The 19,676-nt window shown below is 70.5% G+C and carries 18 protein-coding genes and 3 pseudogenes; 17 read left to right on the top strand and 4 right to left on the bottom strand.

Going from position 1 to position 19,676, the window contains the following annotated elements; translation table 11 throughout:
* The first annotated feature begins 197 nt into the window (after positions 1-197).
* The 7 genes and pseudogenes from RGU41_RS01575 to RGU41_RS01605 all read left to right on the top strand — a co-directional run bounded on the left by RGU41_RS01575 (position 198) and on the right by RGU41_RS01605 (position 4,364).
* Positions 198-428: a dodecin gene (locus RGU41_RS01575; RefSeq protein ID WP_134445971.1), complete on the top strand. Its 231-nt coding sequence runs from the start codon at positions 198-200 to the stop codon at positions 426-428.
* The gene (locus tag RGU41_RS01580) at positions 425-763 is read left to right on the top strand and encodes a transcription initiation protein (RefSeq protein WP_322135323.1); all 339 of its coding nucleotides are present in this window, start codon (positions 425-427) and stop codon (positions 761-763) included. Before RGU41_RS01575 ends, RGU41_RS01580 begins: the two co-directional genes overlap by 4 nt.
* Positions 764-917: 154 nt before the next feature.
* The gene (locus tag RGU41_RS01585; protein ID WP_134445969.1) at positions 918-1,268 is read left to right on the top strand and encodes a PadR family transcriptional regulator; all 351 of its coding nucleotides are present in this window, start codon (positions 918-920) and stop codon (positions 1,266-1,268) included.
* Positions 1,261-2,328, top strand: coding sequence for a DUF1648 domain-containing protein (locus tag RGU41_RS01590; RefSeq protein WP_322135324.1), 1,068 nt, complete (start codon positions 1,261-1,263; stop codon positions 2,326-2,328). The genes RGU41_RS01585 and RGU41_RS01590 overlap by 8 nt, the downstream gene beginning before the upstream one ends.
* Positions 2,329-2,378: 50 nt before the next feature.
* Entirely contained in the window at positions 2,379-2,681 is a 303-nt protein-coding gene (locus tag RGU41_RS20670) for a PLD nuclease N-terminal domain-containing protein (protein ID WP_416173175.1), read from the top strand.
* Positions 2,678-3,193: pseudogene (locus RGU41_RS20675) on the top strand (ABC transporter ATP-binding protein); the annotation flags it as partial. The gene RGU41_RS20670 and the pseudogene RGU41_RS20675, both read left to right, overlap by 4 nt.
* 409 nt (positions 3,194-3,602) lie before the next feature.
* Positions 3,603-4,364, top strand: coding sequence for an ABC transporter permease (locus RGU41_RS01605; protein ID WP_322135326.1), 762 nt, complete (start codon positions 3,603-3,605; stop codon positions 4,362-4,364).
* A gap of 351 nt (positions 4,365-4,715) precedes the next feature.
* Here RGU41_RS01605 and RGU41_RS01610 read toward each other — a convergent pair whose 3' ends face one another.
* Both RGU41_RS01610 and RGU41_RS01615 read right to left on the bottom strand, forming a co-directional pair.
* Positions 4,716-5,372, bottom strand: coding sequence for a DMT family transporter (locus RGU41_RS01610; protein ID WP_322137277.1), 657 nt, complete (start codon positions 5,370-5,372; stop codon positions 4,716-4,718).
* Positions 5,351-5,719 (bottom strand): annotated as a pseudogene (locus RGU41_RS01615) (EamA family transporter); the annotation flags it as partial. The pseudogene RGU41_RS01615 and the gene RGU41_RS01610, both read right to left, overlap by 22 nt.
* A 123-nt stretch (positions 5,720-5,842) precedes the next feature.
* Here RGU41_RS01615 and RGU41_RS01620 point away from each other — a divergent pair.
* Positions 5,843-6,403, top strand: coding sequence for a CGNR zinc finger domain-containing protein (locus RGU41_RS01620; RefSeq protein WP_322135327.1), 561 nt, complete (start codon positions 5,843-5,845; stop codon positions 6,401-6,403).
* Between the two features lie 106 nt (positions 6,404-6,509).
* Here RGU41_RS01620 and RGU41_RS01625 read toward each other — a convergent pair whose 3' ends face one another.
* Both RGU41_RS01625 and RGU41_RS01630 read right to left on the bottom strand, forming a co-directional pair.
* A complete protein-coding gene (locus tag RGU41_RS01625; RefSeq protein ID WP_281535589.1) occupies positions 6,510-7,157 on the bottom strand; it encodes an RES domain-containing protein in 648 nt (215 codons plus the stop codon).
* Entirely contained in the window at positions 7,154-7,741 is a 588-nt protein-coding gene (locus RGU41_RS01630) for a hypothetical protein (RefSeq protein ID WP_322135328.1), read from the bottom strand. The genes RGU41_RS01625 and RGU41_RS01630 overlap by 4 nt, the downstream gene beginning before the upstream one ends.
* Positions 7,742-7,933: 192 nt before the next feature.
* Between RGU41_RS01630 and RGU41_RS01635 the strand changes: the two genes are divergently transcribed.
* The 9 genes and pseudogenes from RGU41_RS01635 to RGU41_RS01675 all read left to right on the top strand — a co-directional run bounded on the left by RGU41_RS01635 (position 7,934) and on the right by RGU41_RS01675 (position 19,547).
* Positions 7,934-9,361 carry a TIGR02677 family protein gene (locus RGU41_RS01635; protein WP_322135329.1) on the top strand — a complete coding sequence of 476 codons (1,428 nt, stop codon included), beginning with the start codon at positions 7,934-7,936 and terminating at the stop codon, positions 9,359-9,361.
* A gap of 119 nt (positions 9,362-9,480) precedes the next feature.
* Complete coding sequence (locus tag RGU41_RS01640; protein WP_322135330.1) at positions 9,481-9,789, top strand: hypothetical protein; 309 nt, start codon at positions 9,481-9,483, stop codon at positions 9,787-9,789.
* Positions 9,786-10,952: a TIGR02678 family protein gene (locus tag RGU41_RS01645; RefSeq protein WP_281535586.1), complete on the top strand. Its 1,167-nt coding sequence runs from the start codon at positions 9,786-9,788 to the stop codon at positions 10,950-10,952. Before RGU41_RS01640 ends, RGU41_RS01645 begins: the two co-directional genes overlap by 4 nt.
* Before the next feature lie 415 nt (positions 10,953-11,367).
* Positions 11,368-12,372: a hypothetical protein gene (locus RGU41_RS01650; RefSeq protein WP_322135331.1), complete on the top strand. Its 1,005-nt coding sequence runs from the start codon at positions 11,368-11,370 to the stop codon at positions 12,370-12,372.
* A 23-nt stretch (positions 12,373-12,395) separates the two neighbouring features.
* On the top strand, positions 12,396-15,212 hold the full coding sequence (locus RGU41_RS01655) for a TIGR02680 family protein (RefSeq protein ID WP_322135332.1): 2,817 nt from the start codon (positions 12,396-12,398) through the stop codon (positions 15,210-15,212).
* 194 nt (positions 15,213-15,406) lie between these two features.
* Positions 15,407-16,527, top strand: a pseudogene (locus RGU41_RS01660) (TIGR02679 family protein).
* Between the two features lie 187 nt (positions 16,528-16,714).
* Entirely contained in the window at positions 16,715-17,167 is a 453-nt protein-coding gene (locus RGU41_RS01665; protein ID WP_322135333.1) for a helix-turn-helix domain-containing protein, read from the top strand.
* Between the two features lie 408 nt (positions 17,168-17,575).
* A complete protein-coding gene (locus tag RGU41_RS01670) occupies positions 17,576-17,887 on the top strand; it encodes a hypothetical protein (protein ID WP_134445961.1) in 312 nt (103 codons plus the stop codon).
* A 127-nt stretch (positions 17,888-18,014) separates the two neighbouring features.
* The gene (locus RGU41_RS01675) at positions 18,015-19,547 is read left to right on the top strand and encodes an MDR family MFS transporter (RefSeq protein ID WP_322135334.1); all 1,533 of its coding nucleotides are present in this window, start codon (positions 18,015-18,017) and stop codon (positions 19,545-19,547) included.
* Positions 19,548-19,676 lie beyond the last annotated feature (129 nt).

A 19,676-nucleotide genomic window follows, 5' to 3' on the forward strand; every position in this document is an offset into this window, starting at 1 on the left:
AACACCCGGGCCGATGCTCCGCACGACGCGGCGCTCGTGGACTTGCCGGGCGTGCGTGGTGTGGGTCGGGTGCGTTCGCGGTGGCGTCGGGGGATGCCCGTGGCCACGCCGTTGAAGGCTCGTTGCTCGCGGGCTATGGTCGGAGAACCCGAGGCGAGGACGCCGCGGGTTCGGCACGAAGGTGGAGGGAACAAGCGATGACGAATCACACGTACCGCGTCACGGAGATTGTCGGGACGTCGCCGGACGGAACGGATGCGGCCATCCGCAGCGGACTCGAGCGCGCGACCCGTACGCTGCGCAACGTGGACTGGTTCGAGGTGGTGGGCACCCGCGGGCATGTGGAGGACGGCGTGATCCACCACTTCCAGGTGACGCTCAAGGTCGGCTTCCGGCTGGACGACGCCGATGAGGTGGCCGATTCATGACCAAGTACCTCATCTCGTTCCCGAGCAGCGCGATGGTGGTCACCGACGAGGAGTTCCCGGTCGCTGTCGTCGACTCCCATGCCGTGGTCGCTGAGGCGAAGGCGGCCGGCGTCTGGGTCTTCGGCGGGGGGATCGACGAGGGCGTCGCTCCGGTGCTCGTTGCCGCCGATGGGTCGGTGAGCGCTGAGCTCTATCCGGGCTCCGACCTCACGGGCGGGTTCACCGTGCTGGAGCTGCCGACCCGGGAGGACGCGGTCGAGTGGGCGCGGAGGATCGCGGTGGCCTGCCGGTGCGCGCAGGAGCTCCGCGCGTTCGGGTACGACCCGGAGAGCTAGGGGCGCAGGGCGAGGCCGGCGGGAGTGGTCGCATCCGCCGGGCGTCGAGACCCAGCTGTCGGCCGGCATCCGCTCGCGGCGGTAACGTGTGTTACCTTGTAGTTGGCATAACAAGCAACCGGGTGTGACACGGTACAGGACGCGAGGCGGGACCATGGCGATCGAGGGCGAGGCGATTCCGTCTCAACTGCGCAAGGGCGTGGTCGAGCTCGCCGTGCTCGCCCTGCTGCACCGGGGCGAGGCCTACGGCGCCGAGATCGTCGACCGGCTCGTCCAGTACCCGGGCCTCGCCATCAGCGCCGGCACCGCGTACCCGCTGCTGAATCGGCTGAAGAAGACCGGCCTGATCACCTCGGAGTGGCAGGAATCGCCCGTCGGCCCGCCGCGCAAGTACTACCGGCTGTCGCCCGCGGGCGAGCGGGCCTTCGTCGCGATGACGAAGGTCTGGACCGCGATGAGCGCCGACATGACCGACCTCCTGGGAAAGGACGCGACCCATGCGTGACCACTCCGAAGCGCTGCCCGGCGACGGGCTCCCGCCCGCCGGGGCAACCGCGCTGGTCGACGCCTACTTCGACCACCTGGGCGCCGCCGCGGCGCGACTGCGCATCGACATCGACGCGGACTCCCTCGCCGAGCTGCTAGCCCACGTCGAGCATCGCCTCGACGGGACCGATCGCAGCGACGACGCGGTGCGCCGGGTGCTCGCCGAGCTGGGCGAGCCCGAGGAGCTCGCGGGCGCCTATGCGGCCGACGATCCCGACTCCGACTCCGATTCAAACTTCGACACCGACCATGGTGTCGACTCCGGCATCGACCACGACGGGGGCACGGATGCCGCCGCTCGCGACCCCCGGGACCTCACCACCGGGGGACTGCCGCGCACCCACCGGGCGGGCCGGTTCCTCGGCGTCCCCTACGACACCCGGCAGCCCACGTCGGAGCGCTTCGCGAGCCGGTCGTGGGACCCGACTGACCCGAACATCCTCGTGCCGAAGGCGCTCGGCATCGGCTGGACGGTCAACTTCGCCGCGCTCGCCGTGCGGGCGCACCTGATCCGGCCGGACGACGAGGACGAGCCGTTCGCCGAGGCGCCCGCGTGGGTGGTCACGGCGACGCTCGCTGCACCGATCCTCGCCGGGGTCGCGTTCGCCGCCCTCGCGGCCGCGACCTGGGCCGGTCTGCCCGAAACCGTCCCCTCGCACTGGGGACTCACCGGCGAGCCGGACGGCTACTCGAGCCGCACCGCCAACCTTCTGCTCCTGAGCGGGTTCGTGCTGCTGCCGCTGCTCGCCGCGGCCTGGGTGCACCTGGCCCGGCGTGGGGCGTGGAGTCGGGTCGCCGCATCCGCCGGGAGTCTTGCGCTTGCGCTCGTCGCGCTCGTCTGCCTCGTGCAGACCATCTTCGCGGTGCAGGGCGGCGCCGGAATGTGGCCGACCTGGGTCGGGCTGTTCCTCGTGCTCGTGCTGCCGTTGGGGTTGCTCGTGGGTGTTTCCCGGAGTGGTCGCGCCGCCGAACAGCGCCGCGACTTCGCGTCGGCCTCGAAGAAGGGTTCCGTGTCATGAATATGCCTTTGTCGTCACTCCCCGGGTGGGTGTGGATCGTCATCGCGGTGATGGGGGTCGTGCAGGTCACCCTCGACGTCATCGCGCTCGTCGACCTGTACCGGCGGCCTGCCGAGCGGGTTCTCACCGGCAACAAGTGGGTGTGGCTGGCCGTGATCCTGCTCGCCAACCTGCTCGGCGCCATCCTCTACCTGGTCGTGGGCCGGAAGCCCGCCGTGCTGGACGCGGCAGCGTCGGCGCCCCGGCCGCCCTCGATCAGCCCCGACGCGGTTGCCGACTCCTTGTACGGGTCACGCAACGACGCCGCCGGGCAGCCGGGCACCGAGCCACGGAGTGAAGCCGGCCCGCGATGAGTCTCGCGATCCGCACCAGCGGCCTGACCAAGACCTACGGCGAGCACCGCGCGCTCGACAACGTCGACCTCGAGGTCGAGGAAGGCTCGATCTTCGGGTTCCTCGGCCCGAACGGAGCCGGCAAGACGACGCTGCTCCGGATGCTGACCGGCCTCGCCCGGCCGACGAGCGGCGGCGTGCAGATCCTCGGCCGCGACGTCACGGCGGTCGACGACTCGATCCGCGCTCGGATCGGCTTCCTGCCCGACGTGCCCGGCTTCTACGACTGGATGACCGCCGAGGAATTCCTCCGGTTCGTCGGCCGGCTCTTCGCGATCGACCGGCGCACCCTGGATGAACGTGTCGGCATGCTTCTCGGACTCGCCGGACTGACCGACGTGACCACCGCGATCGGCGGGTACTCCCGCGGCATGAAGCAACGGCTCGGGGTCGCCCAGGCGCTGATCAACGCGCCCCAGCTGCTCCTCCTCGACGAGCCGACGAGCGCCCTCGACCCGATGGGACGCCGCGACGTGCTCGAGATGCTCAGCTCGCTGCGCGGGCGGACCACCGTATTCTTCTCGACGCATATCCTCGCCGACGTCGAGCGGGTCTGCGACACCGTCGCCATTCTCGACCACGGTCGCGTGGTCGCGCACGGGCCGATCCAGGAGCTCACCTCCCGGTACGCCGAACGCAAGGTGATCCTCGAGGTCACGGATGCCGCGGGCGGCCTCGCGGAAGACATCTCCCGCGAGCCGTGGGCGACATCCGTTGCCGTGGGGCCCACCGGCGCCCTCGAAATCACCGTCACCGACATGGACGCCGCCCGCCGGGCCATCCCGGTGCTCGTCGCCGGCCGGCACGTCGGCTTGTGCCGCATGGATGCCGGTGAGCTCGGCCTCGAGGACGTCTTCGTCAGCCTGGTCGGAGGGGGACCCGATGAGGGGATTCGCAGCGTTCGCGCGCAAGGAGGTCCTCGAGATCGTGCGGACCTGGCGACTCTGGGTGCTCCCGGGCATCGTGCTGTTCTTCGCGCTGACCGGCCCGGTGATGGCCCGGTTCACGCCGGAGATCCTGCGAGCGGTCGCGGGCGACCAGCTCGGGCAGTTCACGCTCCCGGACCCGACGTATGCCGACGCCTACACGGGCTGGATCAAGAACCTGTCCCAGATCGTGCTGTTCGCGCTGATCATCGTCTACGGCGGCATCGTCTCCTCGGAGCGACGCAGCGGCACCGCGGTGCTCGTGCTCACCAAACCGGTGTCGCGCGGCGCGTTCATCCTCGCCAAGGCGACCGTGCATTCGGCGTTCCTCGCGATGCTCGTAGTCGCGGGCACGCTCGTCACCTGGGGCGGGACGGCGATCGTGTTCGGGGAGGCGCCCGGCGGGGCGCTCTGGTCGGCGTCGCTCGCCTGGCTGGTGTTCGGCATCCTGTTCGTCGCCCTGATGACGCTGCTCTCCGTGGTGATCAGCCCCACGGCCGGGGCCGCCGGTGCCGGGCTGGGCGCGTATGCGCTCGTGTCGATCGCCGCACTGTGGACGCCCCTCGGCACCTATTCACCGGCGGCGCTGACGGGCGTGCCGACGTCGCTCGCGCTCGGCAAGTCGGTCGAAACGTTCTGGCCGGTGTGCACGGCGCTGCTGCTGGCCGCCGCCCTGGTCGCGCTCGCGGTCGCCGCCTTCCGGCGGCAGGAACTCTAGGCCTGCCGGGCGGTGCCTGCGCCCCTTTCGGCAGCCCGCGCCCGAAACGGCGGGCGCGGGCTGCCGAAACCGGCGCGGGCGTGGGGTGAACGGATGCGGCGCGACCGGTGAGCCGGATACGTGCGGCGACGGGCGGCATCCGATCGCGCCGCGCCCGTTTCGGCACGGCGCGCCCGAAACGGCGGGCGCGGTTTGCCGAAACCGGCGCGGGTGCGGGGTCAGGCGGGCGCGGGCTGCCGAAACCGGCGCGGGTGTGGGGTGAACGGGGTGCGGGCGTGGGGTGAACGGATGCGGCGCGGCAGGTGAGCCGGATACGTGCGGCGACGGGCGGCATCCGCTGGCAGGTGCTCGTCAGCCTTGGTATTCGCGGGCCGTCGCCGGCTCCACGACCCCGGCGTCGGCCATGAGGGGTACCGGGATGAGCGGTTCGAGCGTGGCGGGAACGGCGGTTTCGGAGCCGGCCGCACGCACGGCCGCGATGCCGCCGAGGATGAGCGCGCCGCCGAGGAGCTGGAGGGGCGTGAGCTGTTCGCCGAGCAGCAACCAAGCGAACAGGGCCGCGAAGACGACCTCGAGCAGTGAGACGAAGGAGGCGAGCCGCGACCCGAGGGCTTCGGCCGAGGTGATGCCGGCGACGTAGGCGAGCGCGGTGCTGACGACCGCGACGATGACGAGCGGCACCCACCACGGCAGGGCGGTGCCCGCGAGCGGCACCGGGCCGAACGTCGCGGAGAGGGGAGAACGCCGGTGACGCCCAACCCGCCGAGCACGAGGCCGCCGAGCACGAGCCCCGCGGCCGCGAACCCCACCGGAGGCAACCCGTCGCTCGGGCGGGCGGCGATCACGAAGTAGATCGCGCAGCCGACCATGGCACAGGCGGCGAAGGCGAGGCCGAGCGGGTCGACCGCGCGAATCGCGCCGGGGCCGACCACGAGCACAAGCCCGCCGACGGCGAACAGCGACCCGACCAGAACCAGGGCGTGCGGGATGCGCCGGGTCATCACCCACACGACGCCGACCAGGAGCAGCGGCGCGAGGAGTTCGATGAGCGCGGCCGTGGCGACCGGAATGGTCTGGATCGCGGCGAAGTAGAAGAACTGGGTGGCCGAGACGCCGGCGAGGGCCATCGCGAGCACGCGCCACCGTGCCCGCAACAGGGCGGGCCAGGATCCGCGCAGGGAGACCAGGGCGAGTGGCAGCAGCACGAGCCCGCCGACGAGCACGCGTGCGGTGACGGCGGCGCCCGGGGACCAGCCGGCCTCGAGCAAGGGCTTGATGAACGCGCCGGAGGTGCCGAAGGAGAGCGAGCCGATGACCGCCACGACGAGACCCGCGGAGGGCGACGAGATCTTCATGGGGCTCCTTCTGCTGCCGGCTCTGCTTCCGGCTTCTGTCGCGCGCTCTGCTGCGCGCGCAGCGTTACGGTCTACTATTCGGTATGACCATAACGTTAGGCGATGGTCGGGTTAGGAGTCAACATGCAGTTTGCCCATGACACCGTGGAGTCGCTCGAGTTCGCGGTTGACCTCGGCAACACCGATCCCGCGGCCTCCCGCAGCGGCACGGATGAGCTCGCCACCCTCGAACAGCTCGCGGACTTCCTCGCCGGGTATCCCTTCTCCGGCCGTATCGACGGCGACGAGGGCGAGCGGCTCGACGTGCTGCGCGCCCGTGACGAGGTGCGGCTCGTCTGGACCCGCGACCGCGACACCGCGGCGCTCCAGGTCAATGCCATGCTCGCCGAGGCCAGGGCCCTGCCGTACCTCGCCCGGCACGACGCATCCGACTGGCACCTGCACGCGACCACGCCCGATGCGCCGCTCGGCGAACGCCTGCGCGTGGAGGCTTCGCTCGCCCTGATGGACGTGATCCGGATGGACGAGATGCGGCGGCTGCGCATCTGCGAAGCGGATGACTGCGCCGGCCTGATCCTCGACCTCTCGCGTAACGGGTCCAAGCGTTTCTGCAGTGCGCGCTGCGGCAGCCGGATGAACATGATCGCGTTCCGAAAGCGGAAGGGCGCGGACCCGCAGGACTGAACCGGGTCTCGCGGAACGTTATGTCGGAGATTTTACGCGACTCGCGGCATCCGCTGCCCGGATACGCGGCGTGTCGCGAGAATCTCCGACGGTGCGCCGCGGCACTCTAGGTCACGCCGGGCGGAAGGCTCACGCTCAAACCTGCGGCGGATGCGGGCGGCGAGTAGACGGAGAAGCCGCTCGATTCAGAGGCGGCGACCCCGTCGACGACTGCATAAGTTGGCCACGATCGTGGCCCGGCAGCTCCGAACACGGCCCAGGCATCAGGCGAGTAGCCGGTGCTGAATCGTGCGGGGTACCGTATGCCGTCGAAGCCGAGCGACTCGAACAGGGCCGCCCACTGTTGCGGAACGCCGTAGCTGTCCATCGTGCTCAACTCACGGGTGACACCGAACGTGGCGGCGTCCGCCGCGGCCACGTCGGCACACTTCTTGCCCGCGCTGAGGTCGAGCTCAGTGACCTGGAATTCCTCGGCGGCCCAGCGGGGCACCATGCCGGATGCAGCGTAGCTGGGTCCCAAACGCTCGCGGACAGCAACGGCCACGGTGTCGGCGAGATAACAGGTGCCGAGTGGTGGGGCCAGATCGAAGCGACCCCCGCCCGGGCCGCCGGGCGCCGACGCGAAGAACCAGGCTCCACGCCCGATCGGGTGGGAGCGGTATTTCCGTTCGGCTCCCCGAGTATGTACTGCCGGGAAGCCGGTGAAGTCGCGGCCCGGAAGGGGATTGGCCTGAAAAGTCGCCTCCCGGCTCACGGCGCAAGCCGAGCGGCATCGTTTCGCGCGGCGTCGAGAACCGGTCCCAGCTCGTTCGACTTCAACAGGTCCGCCGCAGAGCGACCGCCGAATCGGGGTGTCTTCACGTTGAGCCAGAGCGCCTGCGACCATTCGTCACGTGCGGCGGGGAGCAATGCGTCGATCACTGGCCTCAGGTGGGGAAGGGGTTCACCGCCGGGGCCGAACTGCCATGCCGGGAACAGGAGCGACTTCGCATCCGCCGTCTGTACTGCGAGCAGCACGCCCTGGTTCCTCAGCTTGTGGACGTGCTGGCGGCTGACGCCCTTCCACTTAGCGATCGCCGAGGCCTCATAGAAGGGACCGATCTTCTCCTGCCAGATGCTTGTCCCGGGGATCGTGGCGACCATGCGTTCCGCCACGGTGCGAGCGTTACCGGCGACGGATGCTTCGAGACGGTCGGGAAGACGTTTCGCAATCTCGGTCAGAAGCTCGGCCTGGTAGTCGGTGAGCATCAGCGTGCGGGAGTGGCGCTCCCCGGGGGGTGTCTGCGCTTCGGCGTCGGGTGTCATCGTGAGCCCTCCCGGTGAGTCGTCGGCTGTCATCTCTGTCAACCAAGCCTAGCTTCGGTGTCATCTCTGTCAACCGACTCTCGTGAGGTGAAATCGCCGACTTGTCTCGCCCGGGGCGGCGGCGCGACTGTTGAAGTCGGTGGAATGCTGCATGATGAATGGGGGTCCGTCGTGCGCACCGCGCGGCGTGTCGAGTCGTTCTGAACCGTGTCGAGTCCAGGGGAGGTGAGCATCGTTTCTGCCGAGGTCCAGTTTTCCGAGTCGTTCAGCGTGTTCAGCCACCTCAACGCGCAGAACAGCGAGATCTACCGCCGCGTGCTCGGCACCTTCGTGACGGCCAAGGAGCGGTTCCAGGTGCATCTGCGCCCCGACGACGTGCTCGGCCAGCTGCGTCGCGATGCTGCAGTGGATGCCGCGGAACCGACCCCGGGCGCAGCCGCCAATCCGGCCGCGGGTGCGACCAGTGCGACCGTCCCTGTGCCAGAAGACCTGTCGATCGAGGCCGTCACCGCGGCCCTCGACTCACTCGTCGGCTGGGGCAACCTCCTCGCGTCGCCCGACACCGGCCGCGTCGTGCAGGTCGAGGACTTCTACCGCAAGCGCCATCTGTTCCAGCTGAGCCAGGCGGGCGAGGCCGCCGAACGCGCCCTCGAACGGTTCGAAGAGACCCTCGGCCGCCGCGGCGCCCTGCAGAGCGTTGCCCTCGAGGACATCGCGGTCACCCTGCACGAATTCGTGACGCTGATCGGCGCCGAAACCCCGGACCTCGGCAAGCTGCACCAGACCCTCGCCGCGCTCACCCTGCGCTTCACCGAACTCGCCGACAACGCGAGCGCGTTCATGGCCTCGCTCCAGCGCACGATCGACCTCACCGACACCGACGAGGCGGCCTTCGTCGCCTACAAGTCGCGACTCGTCGACTATCTCGAACGCTTCATCCAGGACCTCACCGTTCGCGGCCCGCAGATCGCGACCCTGCTCGCCCGCGCCGACAGCGCGGCGGTCGACCGCGCCCTCCGCGCGCTCGCCGAACGAGAGGCAAGCGACGCCCTCGTGCAGGTCCCCGATCCCGGAGATGCCGAGCATCCCGTCGGGCCCGATGCCCTCGCCGAGTCGGCGCGTCACTACGCTGTCTGGGCGAACCGCTGGGAAGGGCTGCGGTCTTGGTTCCTCTCGAGCCACGGCAGGGACAGCCAGGCGAAACTGCTGCGGATGGCCGCGCTCGCCGCGATCCCGGCCCTGCTCGACGCCGTGCGCGCCGTCAACGCGAGGCGCTCGGGCCGCTCCGACCGGTCCACCGACTACCTGCGCCTCGCCCAGTGGTTCCAGGAGGCGCCCGACGACGACGACCGTCACCGGCTCGCCCGGGCCGCCTTCGGCCTCTACTCGGCCCGGCACCTCACGGTCGACTCCGCGACCTGGGCGCACTGGAGCGACAACGCCGCGCTCGTCGGAGCGCCCTGGGCGGATGCCCCCGCGATCGAAATCTCTCCGCAATTGCGCCGGACGGGCAGTTACGAGCGCAAGGGTCGGCCGAACCAGGTCATCGACCGCTCGGCGTCCCGGGCGCTGATCGCGCTGCAGGTGCGCGAACAAGCCGAGCAGATCGCCGCGGCGCGAAGCGTCTCGCGACCGATGGCACGGTCGAACTGAGCGCGCTCGCCGGGCTCGACAGCACCGCCTTCGGCCTCTTCCTCACCCTGCTCGGCGACGCGCTCGTCGCGCGTCCGCCCGAGGGCGGGCCGATCCGCACCGCCTCGACCGACGGCACCATGAGCATCGAGCTGACCGAGCTGCCGGATGCCGGTTTCGTCGCCCTCGAGACCGAGCGCGGCACGCTCTGGGGTCCCGACCACCTCGTGCGTATCACCGACCTGATGGAGGAAGACGAGGACCGGCCGGCCGGCGCACACGCCGCTGATGCCGCCGATGCCGAGGCCGAAAGCTCAACTCACGGGCGCGCCGACGCGGAGGAAGCCGGCGACGTTCAGGCTGGGTCTCCGGCGCACGCGTCGCACTCGCGCGCCGATGCCGACTCGGATGCTGATGCAGACGTCGACGTGTTTGTGGAGGTGTCATGAGCGTCTCGGCGGTCGACGACCGGCAGCGGGCGGCCCGAATGCTGCTGCGCACGCCCCTGATCCGCTCGACTGAAGAGGAGCGCTACCGGCTCGTGCGGCGGCACGCGGGTGACCTCGCGGAGTGGTTCGACGTCCATGCCGGCTGGACGCTACACGTCGACAGCGAGGTGGTGCGGCTCGACCGGGAACCGGCGTCGGTGACGGATGCGACGCATCCGTTCGCCGCCCGCCGCGGCGGGGTGCCGTTCTCGCGCCGCCGCTACGTGCTACTGATGCTCAGCCTGTCGGTGCTCGAGCGCAGCGACAGCCAGATCGCACTCGGCCGCCTCGCCGAGCAGGTTCTCGTGGTTGCGACGGCGCCCGAACTCGTCGCGGCCGGCTTCGTCTTCGAACTCGGCAGCCGCGAGGAACGGAGCGACCTCGTCGCGGCCGTGCAGCTGCTGCTCGAATGGGGCGTACTCGCCCGGGTCGCCGGCGACGAGGCGGACTTCGTCCAGAACACCGGCGACGCGCTCTACGACGTATCCCGCCGGGTGCTCTCCCAGCTCCTCGTCACCCGGCGCGGCCCGTCGACGATCGGCGCCACCACGCTCGCCGAGCGGACCTCGGCCATGCGCGACCGCGGCACTGCTCCGACCGCCGACCTCCGCAACCTACGCCTGCGGCACAGCCTCACCCGTCGCCTGCTCGACGACCCCGTGCTCTACCTCGACGAGCTCGACGACGACGAGACCGCCTACTTGCGCGGCCAGCGCGCCGCGATCTGCCGGCGCATCACCGAGTTCACGGGGCTCGTCGCCGAGATCCGACTCGAGGGCATCGCCATGGTCGACTTTGACGACGACCTCAGCGACGTGCGGATGCCCGAAAAGGGCACCGAAGGACACGTCACCCTGCTCCTGGCCGAGTTCCTGGCTCGCTGCGGGGAATCCGATCTCCTGGTCGACGACCTCGTCGTGCACGTGCGCGCCCTCGCCCCCGACTATGCCAAGTTCTGGCGGAAGGGCGCGGCGGACGACGCGGCCGACCTCGTCGAGACCGCTCTCGGCCGCCTCCTGGCCCTTCGGCTCGTCGCCCGGGACGGGGAAAGCATCCGTGTACTGCCCGCCCTGGCCCGATACGCCCTCGCTGCACCGACAATCATGGGAGCTCGACAGTCGTGACCCTGGACACAGTTGCACCATTCCGTTCCGACCCGCGGCCAGTGCCGACGAGCGTGCGCTGGCAGCCGCAGCGACTGGGTCTCGTCGACCTCTTCTACTACGACAACGAGGAGTTCCCGTTCGTCGACGGCCGGCTGCTGCTGCGCGGCAACAACGGCGCGGGCAAGTCCAAGGTGCTCGCACTGACCCTGCCGTTCCTTCTCGACGGCGACCTCTCGCCCCAGAGGGTCGAACCCGACGGCGACCGGCAGAAGCGCATGGAGTGGAATCTGCTGCTCGGCGACGAGCACCCGAACGGTGAACGCCTCGGTTACAGCTGGCTCGAGTTCGGCCGCATCGACGAGGCGGGCCGGGCGCAGTACGTGACGATCGGCGCGGGACTCAAGGCGGCGCGCGGCCGCGGTATCACCCGGCATTGGTTCTTCGTGACCGAGCAACGCGTGGGGAAACCCTCGACCTCATCGACGCGAGCCGGCTCGCGCTCGGGCGTGACCGCCTCGCCGAGGCCCTCGGCGACCGCGGGCGGGTTTACGACACCAAGGGCGAGTACCGGCAGGCTGTCGACGCGAAGCTCTTCGGCCTCGGCGAGCGGCGCTACGCCGAACTGATCGAGCTGCTGCTGCAGATTCGCGCGCCGCAGCTCTCCAAGAAACCGAGCGAGGCCGCCCTGTCCGAGGCGCTGACCCGCGCGCTGACCCCGGTCAGCGACGACGTGATCAAGTCCGTCGCCGACGGAATGCGCTCACTCGACGAGGAACGCGACGAGGTGCAGCAACTTGCCGCCGCCCAGAAGGCGGTGCACGGGTTCCTGCAGCACTACCGAGCCTATGCGCAGGTGATGCTCAAGCGGCAGGCTGTCGGCCCCCGCCGCGAGCAGTCCGACTTCGACAAGTACGGGCGGGCGGTCCTCGAGGTGACCGCGGAGCTCGACCGGCTCCGGGAGTCCCTCGACGCCAACGCCGCGGCCACCACGGAGCGGCGCACCAAGCAGGGGACTCGCGAGGCCGAGCAGGAAGCGCTGCGCGACAGCGTGCATGCCAAGAGCGAGCGACTGCTCAAGCTGGCGGATGCCGCGGCGACCGCAGCCGGGGAACGTGCGGCACTTGCGGAGGCTGGCCTCCAGCGCGCGGATGCCGCCTTCACTCGCGCCGATGCGGAGGCGACGGACGCCCGGTCCGAATTCGTGGCGGGCGCGACCGGCTTCCGTGAGGCCAGCGTTTTGGCGGTCGCTGCGGCCGTGGGTGCCGGGATCGAGCACGACTCGGCGGGGCTCGGGCTCGTACCGGACGAGTCCGGCTGGCCGGTCGCGCGCGGTGGACGGCGTGCCGACGCATCCGGCGGCTTCGACGGCTTCGAGGCGGCCCTCCAGCGCGAGCGTACCGCGACCGCTGCCCGCGTGCCCGACTACGTGAATCCCTAGACCGGGTCTCTGCGCTGATCACAGTGCTGGAGCAGGCCGAAGGGCACCTCGGCGCGGCGGACCTGCGCGAAGCCGAGACCGAGACCCGGCTGGCGGAGGCGACCGACGAACGCACCGTGGCGGATGCCGCGGTCGAGGCCGCCGTCGATGCTTACGTCTCCGAGGTCGAGATCGTGCTGGCCGGACTCACTGAGCTCGCCGTTCCAGATGACGCGTTCGGCGCCTTCGCCGATTGGGTGCGACTGCGCACGGGCGAGAACCCCGCGAGCACTGCGCTGCGCAGGGACGCCCAGCGGCTGCAGGCCGAGCTGGAACGGCAGCGCGCTGACCTCCGGCACCGGCTCGGCGACCTCGCGATCAGGCGCGAGGCTCTCCGCACCGAGATTTCCGGGCTCGAGCAGGGCGACTCGGTCGAGCCGACCCTGCCGCACACCCGCACCGCCGCGCCCGAGGGGTCCCTTCCGCTCTGGCGCGCGGTGAGCTTCACAGACGAGGTCAGCGCGGAGCAGCGGGCCGGGCTCGAGGCCGCTCTTGAGGGCAGCGGGCTGCTCACTTCGCTCGTGCTGCCTGACGGGGACCTGCGCCTGCCCGGCAATGGGCAGTTACTGTTGCGCGGGGCGCGTGCAACGGCATCCGTCGGAACGCTTGCGTCGGTACTCGTCGCTGAGCCGCCCGCGGGGTCGGCCGTGACCGCGGAGACGATCGAGGCGGTGTTGCGAGGCATCAGCCTCGGCGGGGACACAACCGACGGCGGCGCTGATCCCGACTTCGACAACGGAGCCGATTCTGACTCCCACTCCGACGGCACTTCTTCCTCGGCGATCGGCTTCGGCGACGACTCGCCCGCGGTATGGGTGAGCCTCACCGGCCGGTACCGCCTGGGTTCGGCGTTCGGCGCCTGGTCCGTCGACACGGCCCGGTTCATCGGAGAGAGTGCACGCGAAGCGGCCCGCGCCCACCGGCTGCGCGAGGCGCGAGTCGAACTCGACACGATCTCCGCGGAGCACCAGGGCCTGGCCGCCGCCCTCGACGGGATCGCCGCCCGGTCCACCGTCATCGAACACGAGCAGGCGGCGGTGCCGCATCCGACCGCGCTCGAGACAGCCGATCGGGCCTCGGAGCGTGCCGCCGACCACGTCGCCCAGCGCACGAGCGAACGCGAGGAGGCCCGCTTTCGCTCGGCCGTGGCCCGCCGCGAGCTCGCCGAGGCGGAGGCTGACCTCGCCGCGGATGCCGCCACGCTGCACCTCCCCACCCAGCCGGAGGCGATCCGCGGTCTCGGCTCCGCCCTGTCGAACTATGAAGGAAGGGTCGTGAGCCTCTGGCACGCGGCCGAGCGCTGGGCATCCGCCGGGCGTCGGATCGGGCGAGCCGAAGACCTGCTCGCCGCCGCCAGCGACGACCACGACCGGACCCTGGCCGAGGTCGAGTCCGCCGCCGGCGAACGTACCCGCAGCCGCAGCTACCTTGAGACCCTGCGCGGGCAGCTCGGCGCCGACGTGCAGGGTTACCGGGACCGGGTCGCCGCCGTGGTCGCCGAGCTGAAGTCGATCAGTGCCGAGCTGCGCCGCCTGGGCGAGAGCGCTCGCCGGGACGGCGAGAAGAAGGCCGGTCTCGGGGAGCGGCTCCGCGGCATCCGTGCGGACCAGGACCGCGTGGCCGCGAACCGGGTCGCCGCCGTCGCCGCACTGCAGCGCACGACCGCGCTCGGCCTTGTGCAAGTGGCCGACCTCGCCGCGCTGGCCGTCGTCGAACCGGATGCCGGGGGAGACACCGACTGGACCGTGACCCGCGGGGTGCAGCTCGCCCGCGCGATCGAGGCTGCGCTGCCCGAGGTCGACGCCTCCGACGAGAAGTACAGCCGGCTGCAGTCGCAGGTGTTCACCGAGTTCGCCGACCTGCAACGCTCGCTCGGCCGGCACGGGCACGAGGCAGCCTACTATCCGAACGACGACGGGGTGCGCGTGGTCGTGACCTTCCGCGGACGGGAGATGCTGCTCGTGGAACTCGGCGAGCAGCTCGGAGAGCAGATCGAGCAGCACCTGCGGCTGTTGAGCGCGAAGGAGCGCGAGATCATCCAGTCACACCTCGTGACCGAGGTCGGCGCGCAACTGTCCGAGCTGATCGGAGACGCCGACCGGCAGATCGTTCAGCTCAACGAGGAACTTCGTGCCAGGCCCACCACGACGGGCATGATCCTGCGGGTGCTCTGGAAACCGCGCCCGGACGGGCCGGCCGGGCTGACCGAGGCCCGGCGCCTGCTCGCGACGACGGCGGATGTCTGGGACGAATCCGATCGGGCCGCGCTCGGAGGCTTCCTGCAGGCCCGGATCGCGGAAGTGCGTGACGCCGACGAGGCCGGCAACTGGTACGACCACCTCGGCGAGGCGCTCGACTACCGCCGCTGGCACCGCTTCACGGTCGAGCGGCAGCAGGGCGGCGCCTGGAAGTCGGCGACCGGCCCGGCGTCGGGCGGCGAGCGGGTGCTCGCCGCGAGCATCCCGCTGTTCGCGGCGGCGTCCTCGCACTATCGCACCGCGACCAACCCACACGCCCCGCGGATGATCATGCTCGACGAGGCCTTCGCCGGCGTCGACGACAACTCGCGCGCGAGCTGCCTCGGTCTGCTCGCCGAGTTCGACCTCGACGTCGTGATGACGAGCGAACGCGAGTGGGGCTGCTACGCGGAAGTTCCCGGGCTCGGCATCTCGCAGCTGACCCGTTTCGAAGGCACCGACGCCGTGCACGTGCAGCGCTGGCAGTGGGACGGGAAACGGCGCACCGTCGTCGTCGACGTCGGTGTCGCCGCCGCTGAGGCTGAGGCGGGAGGGCTCTGGTGAGCGAATATGTGGATGGCGGCGGGACCGGGGTCGACTCCGGAGGCGAGGTCAGCGCGGAGGCCGTTGCACGCATCCATCGTCTGCTCGGCACTCCAGAGACGGCGTGGCTGCTGACGCGCATGCGCTCCCGACTCGAGCAGACCGGCACGCTCGTGGGCGTCGTCACGAAGCAGAACGCGAGCGCGACCGAGCGGATGGCGGCGGCCCGGCTCGTCGGTCGGCCCGTGCGCTCGGGGTCGTCGGCTTCGGTGTCGCTCGACCAGCTCGACACCCTGCTGCGGAGGGACGCGTGGCCCGCGGGGCTGGCCTCGGCGGTCACCGAACTCGTCGGGCCGATCGTTGGCCCCGAGGTCCGGCGCGCGGAACGGGCGAGCTGGCAACAGGTCGCCGACACCCTGCGCGTGATCGCCGTCGAACGGCCCGAACTCGCGGGCTGGGTGGACGGCGTGAACCGATCGGGCGCGCTGCGGCGAGTGACGGCATCCGCTTCGGCCGCCCACATGATGACCCTCCAGCTCGGTGTGCTCGCCCGCGCCCTGCCTGCGGAGGGGAGGCTCTCGGCGTGCTCGCGGCGCGCCTGTTCGGGGACGCGCATGCGCTCGACCCGAAGAGTCCACTCGGGCCGATCGCGGTCGGGCTCGCGGCGGCCGCGTCCGGGCAACCCGCCGGGAACGGATCACGGTGGCGGCGGGACGCGTGGCAGCAGTCGGGTGTTGTCGTGGACGAGCTGTCCTCGACCGTGCTCGCGCTCGGGCTTCCCGGCGGCGTGATATCTCCGACGGCCCGCGCCCTAGCGGCGCTCGCCGAGTCCGGCCAGCCCGTCGTATTGACGTACCGGCAGCTTGCCGTGGATGACATCGGCCGGGCCCCGGCGCTGGTCTCGGTGTGCGAGAACCCTGCGGTGATCGCGGCCGCGGCCGACCGGTACGGTGCTGGTGCTGGTGCTGGTGCTGGTGCTGGTGGCGGTTTCGTACCGATCGTGTGTGTGAACGGGCAACCGGGGGCTGCGGTGCTGCGGTTACTCACGCAACTCGTCGAAGGCGGTTCGCGGCTCCGGTACCACGGTGACTTCGATGCGGGCGGCGTCACGATCGCGCGCACGGTCGCTCGCAGCGTGCCGTGGACTCCGTGGCGATACGGCGAAGCCGACTACCGCGCCGCGTGCGAGTCGAGCCTCGCGACCTCGGCGTTCACCGGAAGCGTCGGCGACACTCCCTGGGACAGTGCTCTCTCCGGCGCGATGGAGGAGTTGCGCTTGCGCGTCGAAGAGGAGTCGGTCCTCGAGGACCTACTCGCAGACCTGAAGCTCGACTAGTCCGGCCATCGTGGTGGCGCCCGCGCTGGTTTGCGCAGGCCGCGCCCGAAACGGCGGGCGCGGTGTGCCGAAACCGGCGCGGGCGTGAGGGCAAGGGGGCGCGGGCTGCCGAAAGGGGCGCGGGCGTGAGTGACGGTGACGGGAGCGGGCCCGCGGAGGTCCTATAGCTGCGAGCTATACTCCGTGCATGAACACAGCGGAGAGCATCCTCGAGGCACGCACGCGCGAAGGGCTCTCGCAGAGCCAGCTCGCCGTGCGCGCCGACGTGCCGCAGCCGAATCTCTCCGCCTATGAGTCCGGTCGGGTGCAGCCGCGCCCCGAAACCCTCGCCCGCATCATGGCCGCGACCGCCGAGCGACCATCGGTCGTGCTGCAGCGGGGGCGCGAGCGCGTGATCGAGCTGGCCGCACGCCGCCGCGCCGGCAATGTGCGGGTCTTCGGGAGCATTGCCCGGGGCACGGATGCCGTCGGCAGCGACATCGACCTCCTCGTCGCATTCGCGCCCGAGGCCTCAATCCTCGATGCGGCGGGCCTGGTCCTCGATCTTGAACACCTTCTCGGCGTGCGGGTGGACGTCATGAGCGACCGGGCCGAGGGCAGCATCCGTGATCGTGCCGTCGCCGAGGCGGTGCCCCTGTGAGGGAGGGGCCAACGGGCGAATCCGCCGAGGTCGGAGCCGCTGTTTCAGGGCACCTTGCTCGATTCCCTTGCGCGATCGTGGGGGCGACGGGTACCGTGGCAGCTACGCCACCCGACGAGAGGAGCCGTCCCATGATTCAGTCCAAGATTTCCGCAGTGAACTGCCTCGCCGTCGGCCTCGTCGGCGTCTTCACCGCCTGACCGGCGCGAGTTTCCGTCACCGGTTCTGCGGTGGCGACGCCCTCGATGTCCGCACGCAGCCAGCGTTTTCCGCGCCCCGGGATCACTCCCGTTCCCTGACGTCGCACTCCTGGCGACGTCCCTTTGCGCCGCCTCGGCGGCCCCGCCGGTGCACTCGACGGATGCCTCCGCATCCGTTCTGGGCACCGCCACAGTGAGGCTCACTCTCATGACCACAACGCTGTCGACCACTGCCGGTCGCCACGACCACCCGCTGCACCCGCAGCCCGAACCGGACCCGCACTCCGGATCCGAACGCGCATCCGCTGACCGCAACCTGCGTCCCCTCGGCCGCATCGATCGCCTGGCGCTGCACCTCGGCGTCGCCCTGATCCGGTGGGGACGTCGGCCGCGCGTGCAGCGCCCGGTCGCCGCCGTCGACTGGGAGGCCGTCCGCCTCGTCCGCGAGGAACGCGAGCGGGCTCTCGAGCGCCAGCATGCGGACCTGCTGCGCTACCGGATGACCACGCCCTATCGGTGACCGGTGAAGCGGAATTCCGTCCCACGGAGTTTCGCTTCACCGGAACAATCGGGCGGTGTCAGTGGTTTGAGTTTGAATAGCTGCACCGCCCCACCATCTTGACCGCACTTCTCGACGGGACCTTCACATGGCTGAAATCGCCACCGCCACCACCACACACGAGAACACGAACCACGGTTCACCGGGGGCGGATGCCGCGGCATCCGCGGCCGAGGCTGCCCTCGGCGTGCGCAACCGCCTCGTCATCACCCTGCTCCTCATCTCCACCTTCGTCGTGATCCTGAACGAGACGATCATGGGCGTGGCGCTGCCGCGACTGATGGAAGACCTCAGCATCTCTGCGAGCGCAGCCCAGTGGCTCACGAGCGCGTTCATGCTCACGATGGCCGTGGTCATCCCGATCACGGGGTTCCTGCTGCAGCGCTACAACACGCGGCCGGTGTTCATCGCGGCGATGACCCTGTTCAGCACCGGAACGCTCATCGCAGCGCTCGCACCCGGGTTCACCGTGCTGCTCGTCGCCCGGGTGGTGCAGGCGACCGGAACGGCGATCATGTTCCCGCTGCTGCTCACGACCGTGATGACGCTCGTTCCGGCGGCGCACCTCGGCCGGATGATGGGCAACATCTCCATCGTGATCTCGGTCGCACCGGCGATCGGCCCGACGATTTCCGGGGCGATCCTGAGCGTGCTCGACTGGCGCTGGATGTTCATCATCGTGCTGCCCATCGCGCTGACCGCGCTCGTCGTCGGCGGCATCCTGATGAAGAACGTCACGACGCCGACCAAGACCCCGATCGACGTGCTCTCGGTGATCCTCTCCGCGCTCGGCTTCGGTGGGCTCGTCTACGGGCTGAGCAACCTGGGCGCTGCGGGCGGCGGCATCGGTTCGGTGTCCGGCTGGTTGCCGCTCGCGGTCGGCGCGCTCGGCCTCACGGCGTTCATCCTGCGTCAGCTGTCCCTGCAGAAGCGCAACCGCGCCCTGCTCGACCTGCGCACCTTCCGCTCGCGCACCTTCACGTTCGCGATCGTGATGATGGCGATCAGCATGATGGCCCTGTTCGGCACCATCATCCTGCTGCCGATCTACATTCAGACCGTGCTCGGCCTCGACACGCTCACCACCGGGCTGATGCTGCTGCCCGGGGGGCTCGTGATGGGCCTGCTCGCGCCGCTCGTGGGACGGCTCTACGACCGGTCGGGCCCCACCCGGCTCCTCGTCACTGGCTCGGTGATCGTGAGCGCGGTGTTCTGGGGGATGACCCTGCTGAACGAGCACAGCGCGCCCTGGATGGTCGTCGCTGCGCACGTGACCCTGAGTCTCGGCCTCGCCCTGCTCTTCACTCCGCTGTTCACCGCGGGGCTGGCGGCTGTGCGCCCCGAGCTCTACTCGCACGGCAGCGCCATGGTTGGCACAATTCAGCAACTCGCCGGCGCGTTCGGCACCGCCCTGTTCGTGACGGTGATGGCCTCCGTCGCCGCGTCGCAGCTGGCCACCGGTGTGACCGCAGTGACCGCAACGAGCGCAGGGATCCACGCGGCCTTCCTCTGCGGCGCCGTGATCTCGCTGTTCGCGATCCCGGCGGCGTTCTTCATCCGCCGCACGCCGGCGGTCGAGGGCGCGGATGCCGACGCACCGGCCGGAGCGCACGGCCACTGACGCGCGCAGGCCCCTCCGGTGTAACGTCGTGGTAACGAAACTGGGGGGATCTTCGGCATGGCGTCTTCACTTCTTTCTTCACTTGATAAGCCCGATCAGCAGGCTGTTCCGCGGAAGGACTCGCGGTCG

Source organism: Cryobacterium sp. 10C3 (assembly GCF_034314285.1).
Taxonomy (GTDB): Bacteria; Actinomycetota; Actinomycetes; order Actinomycetales; family Microbacteriaceae; genus Cryobacterium; species Cryobacterium glucosi.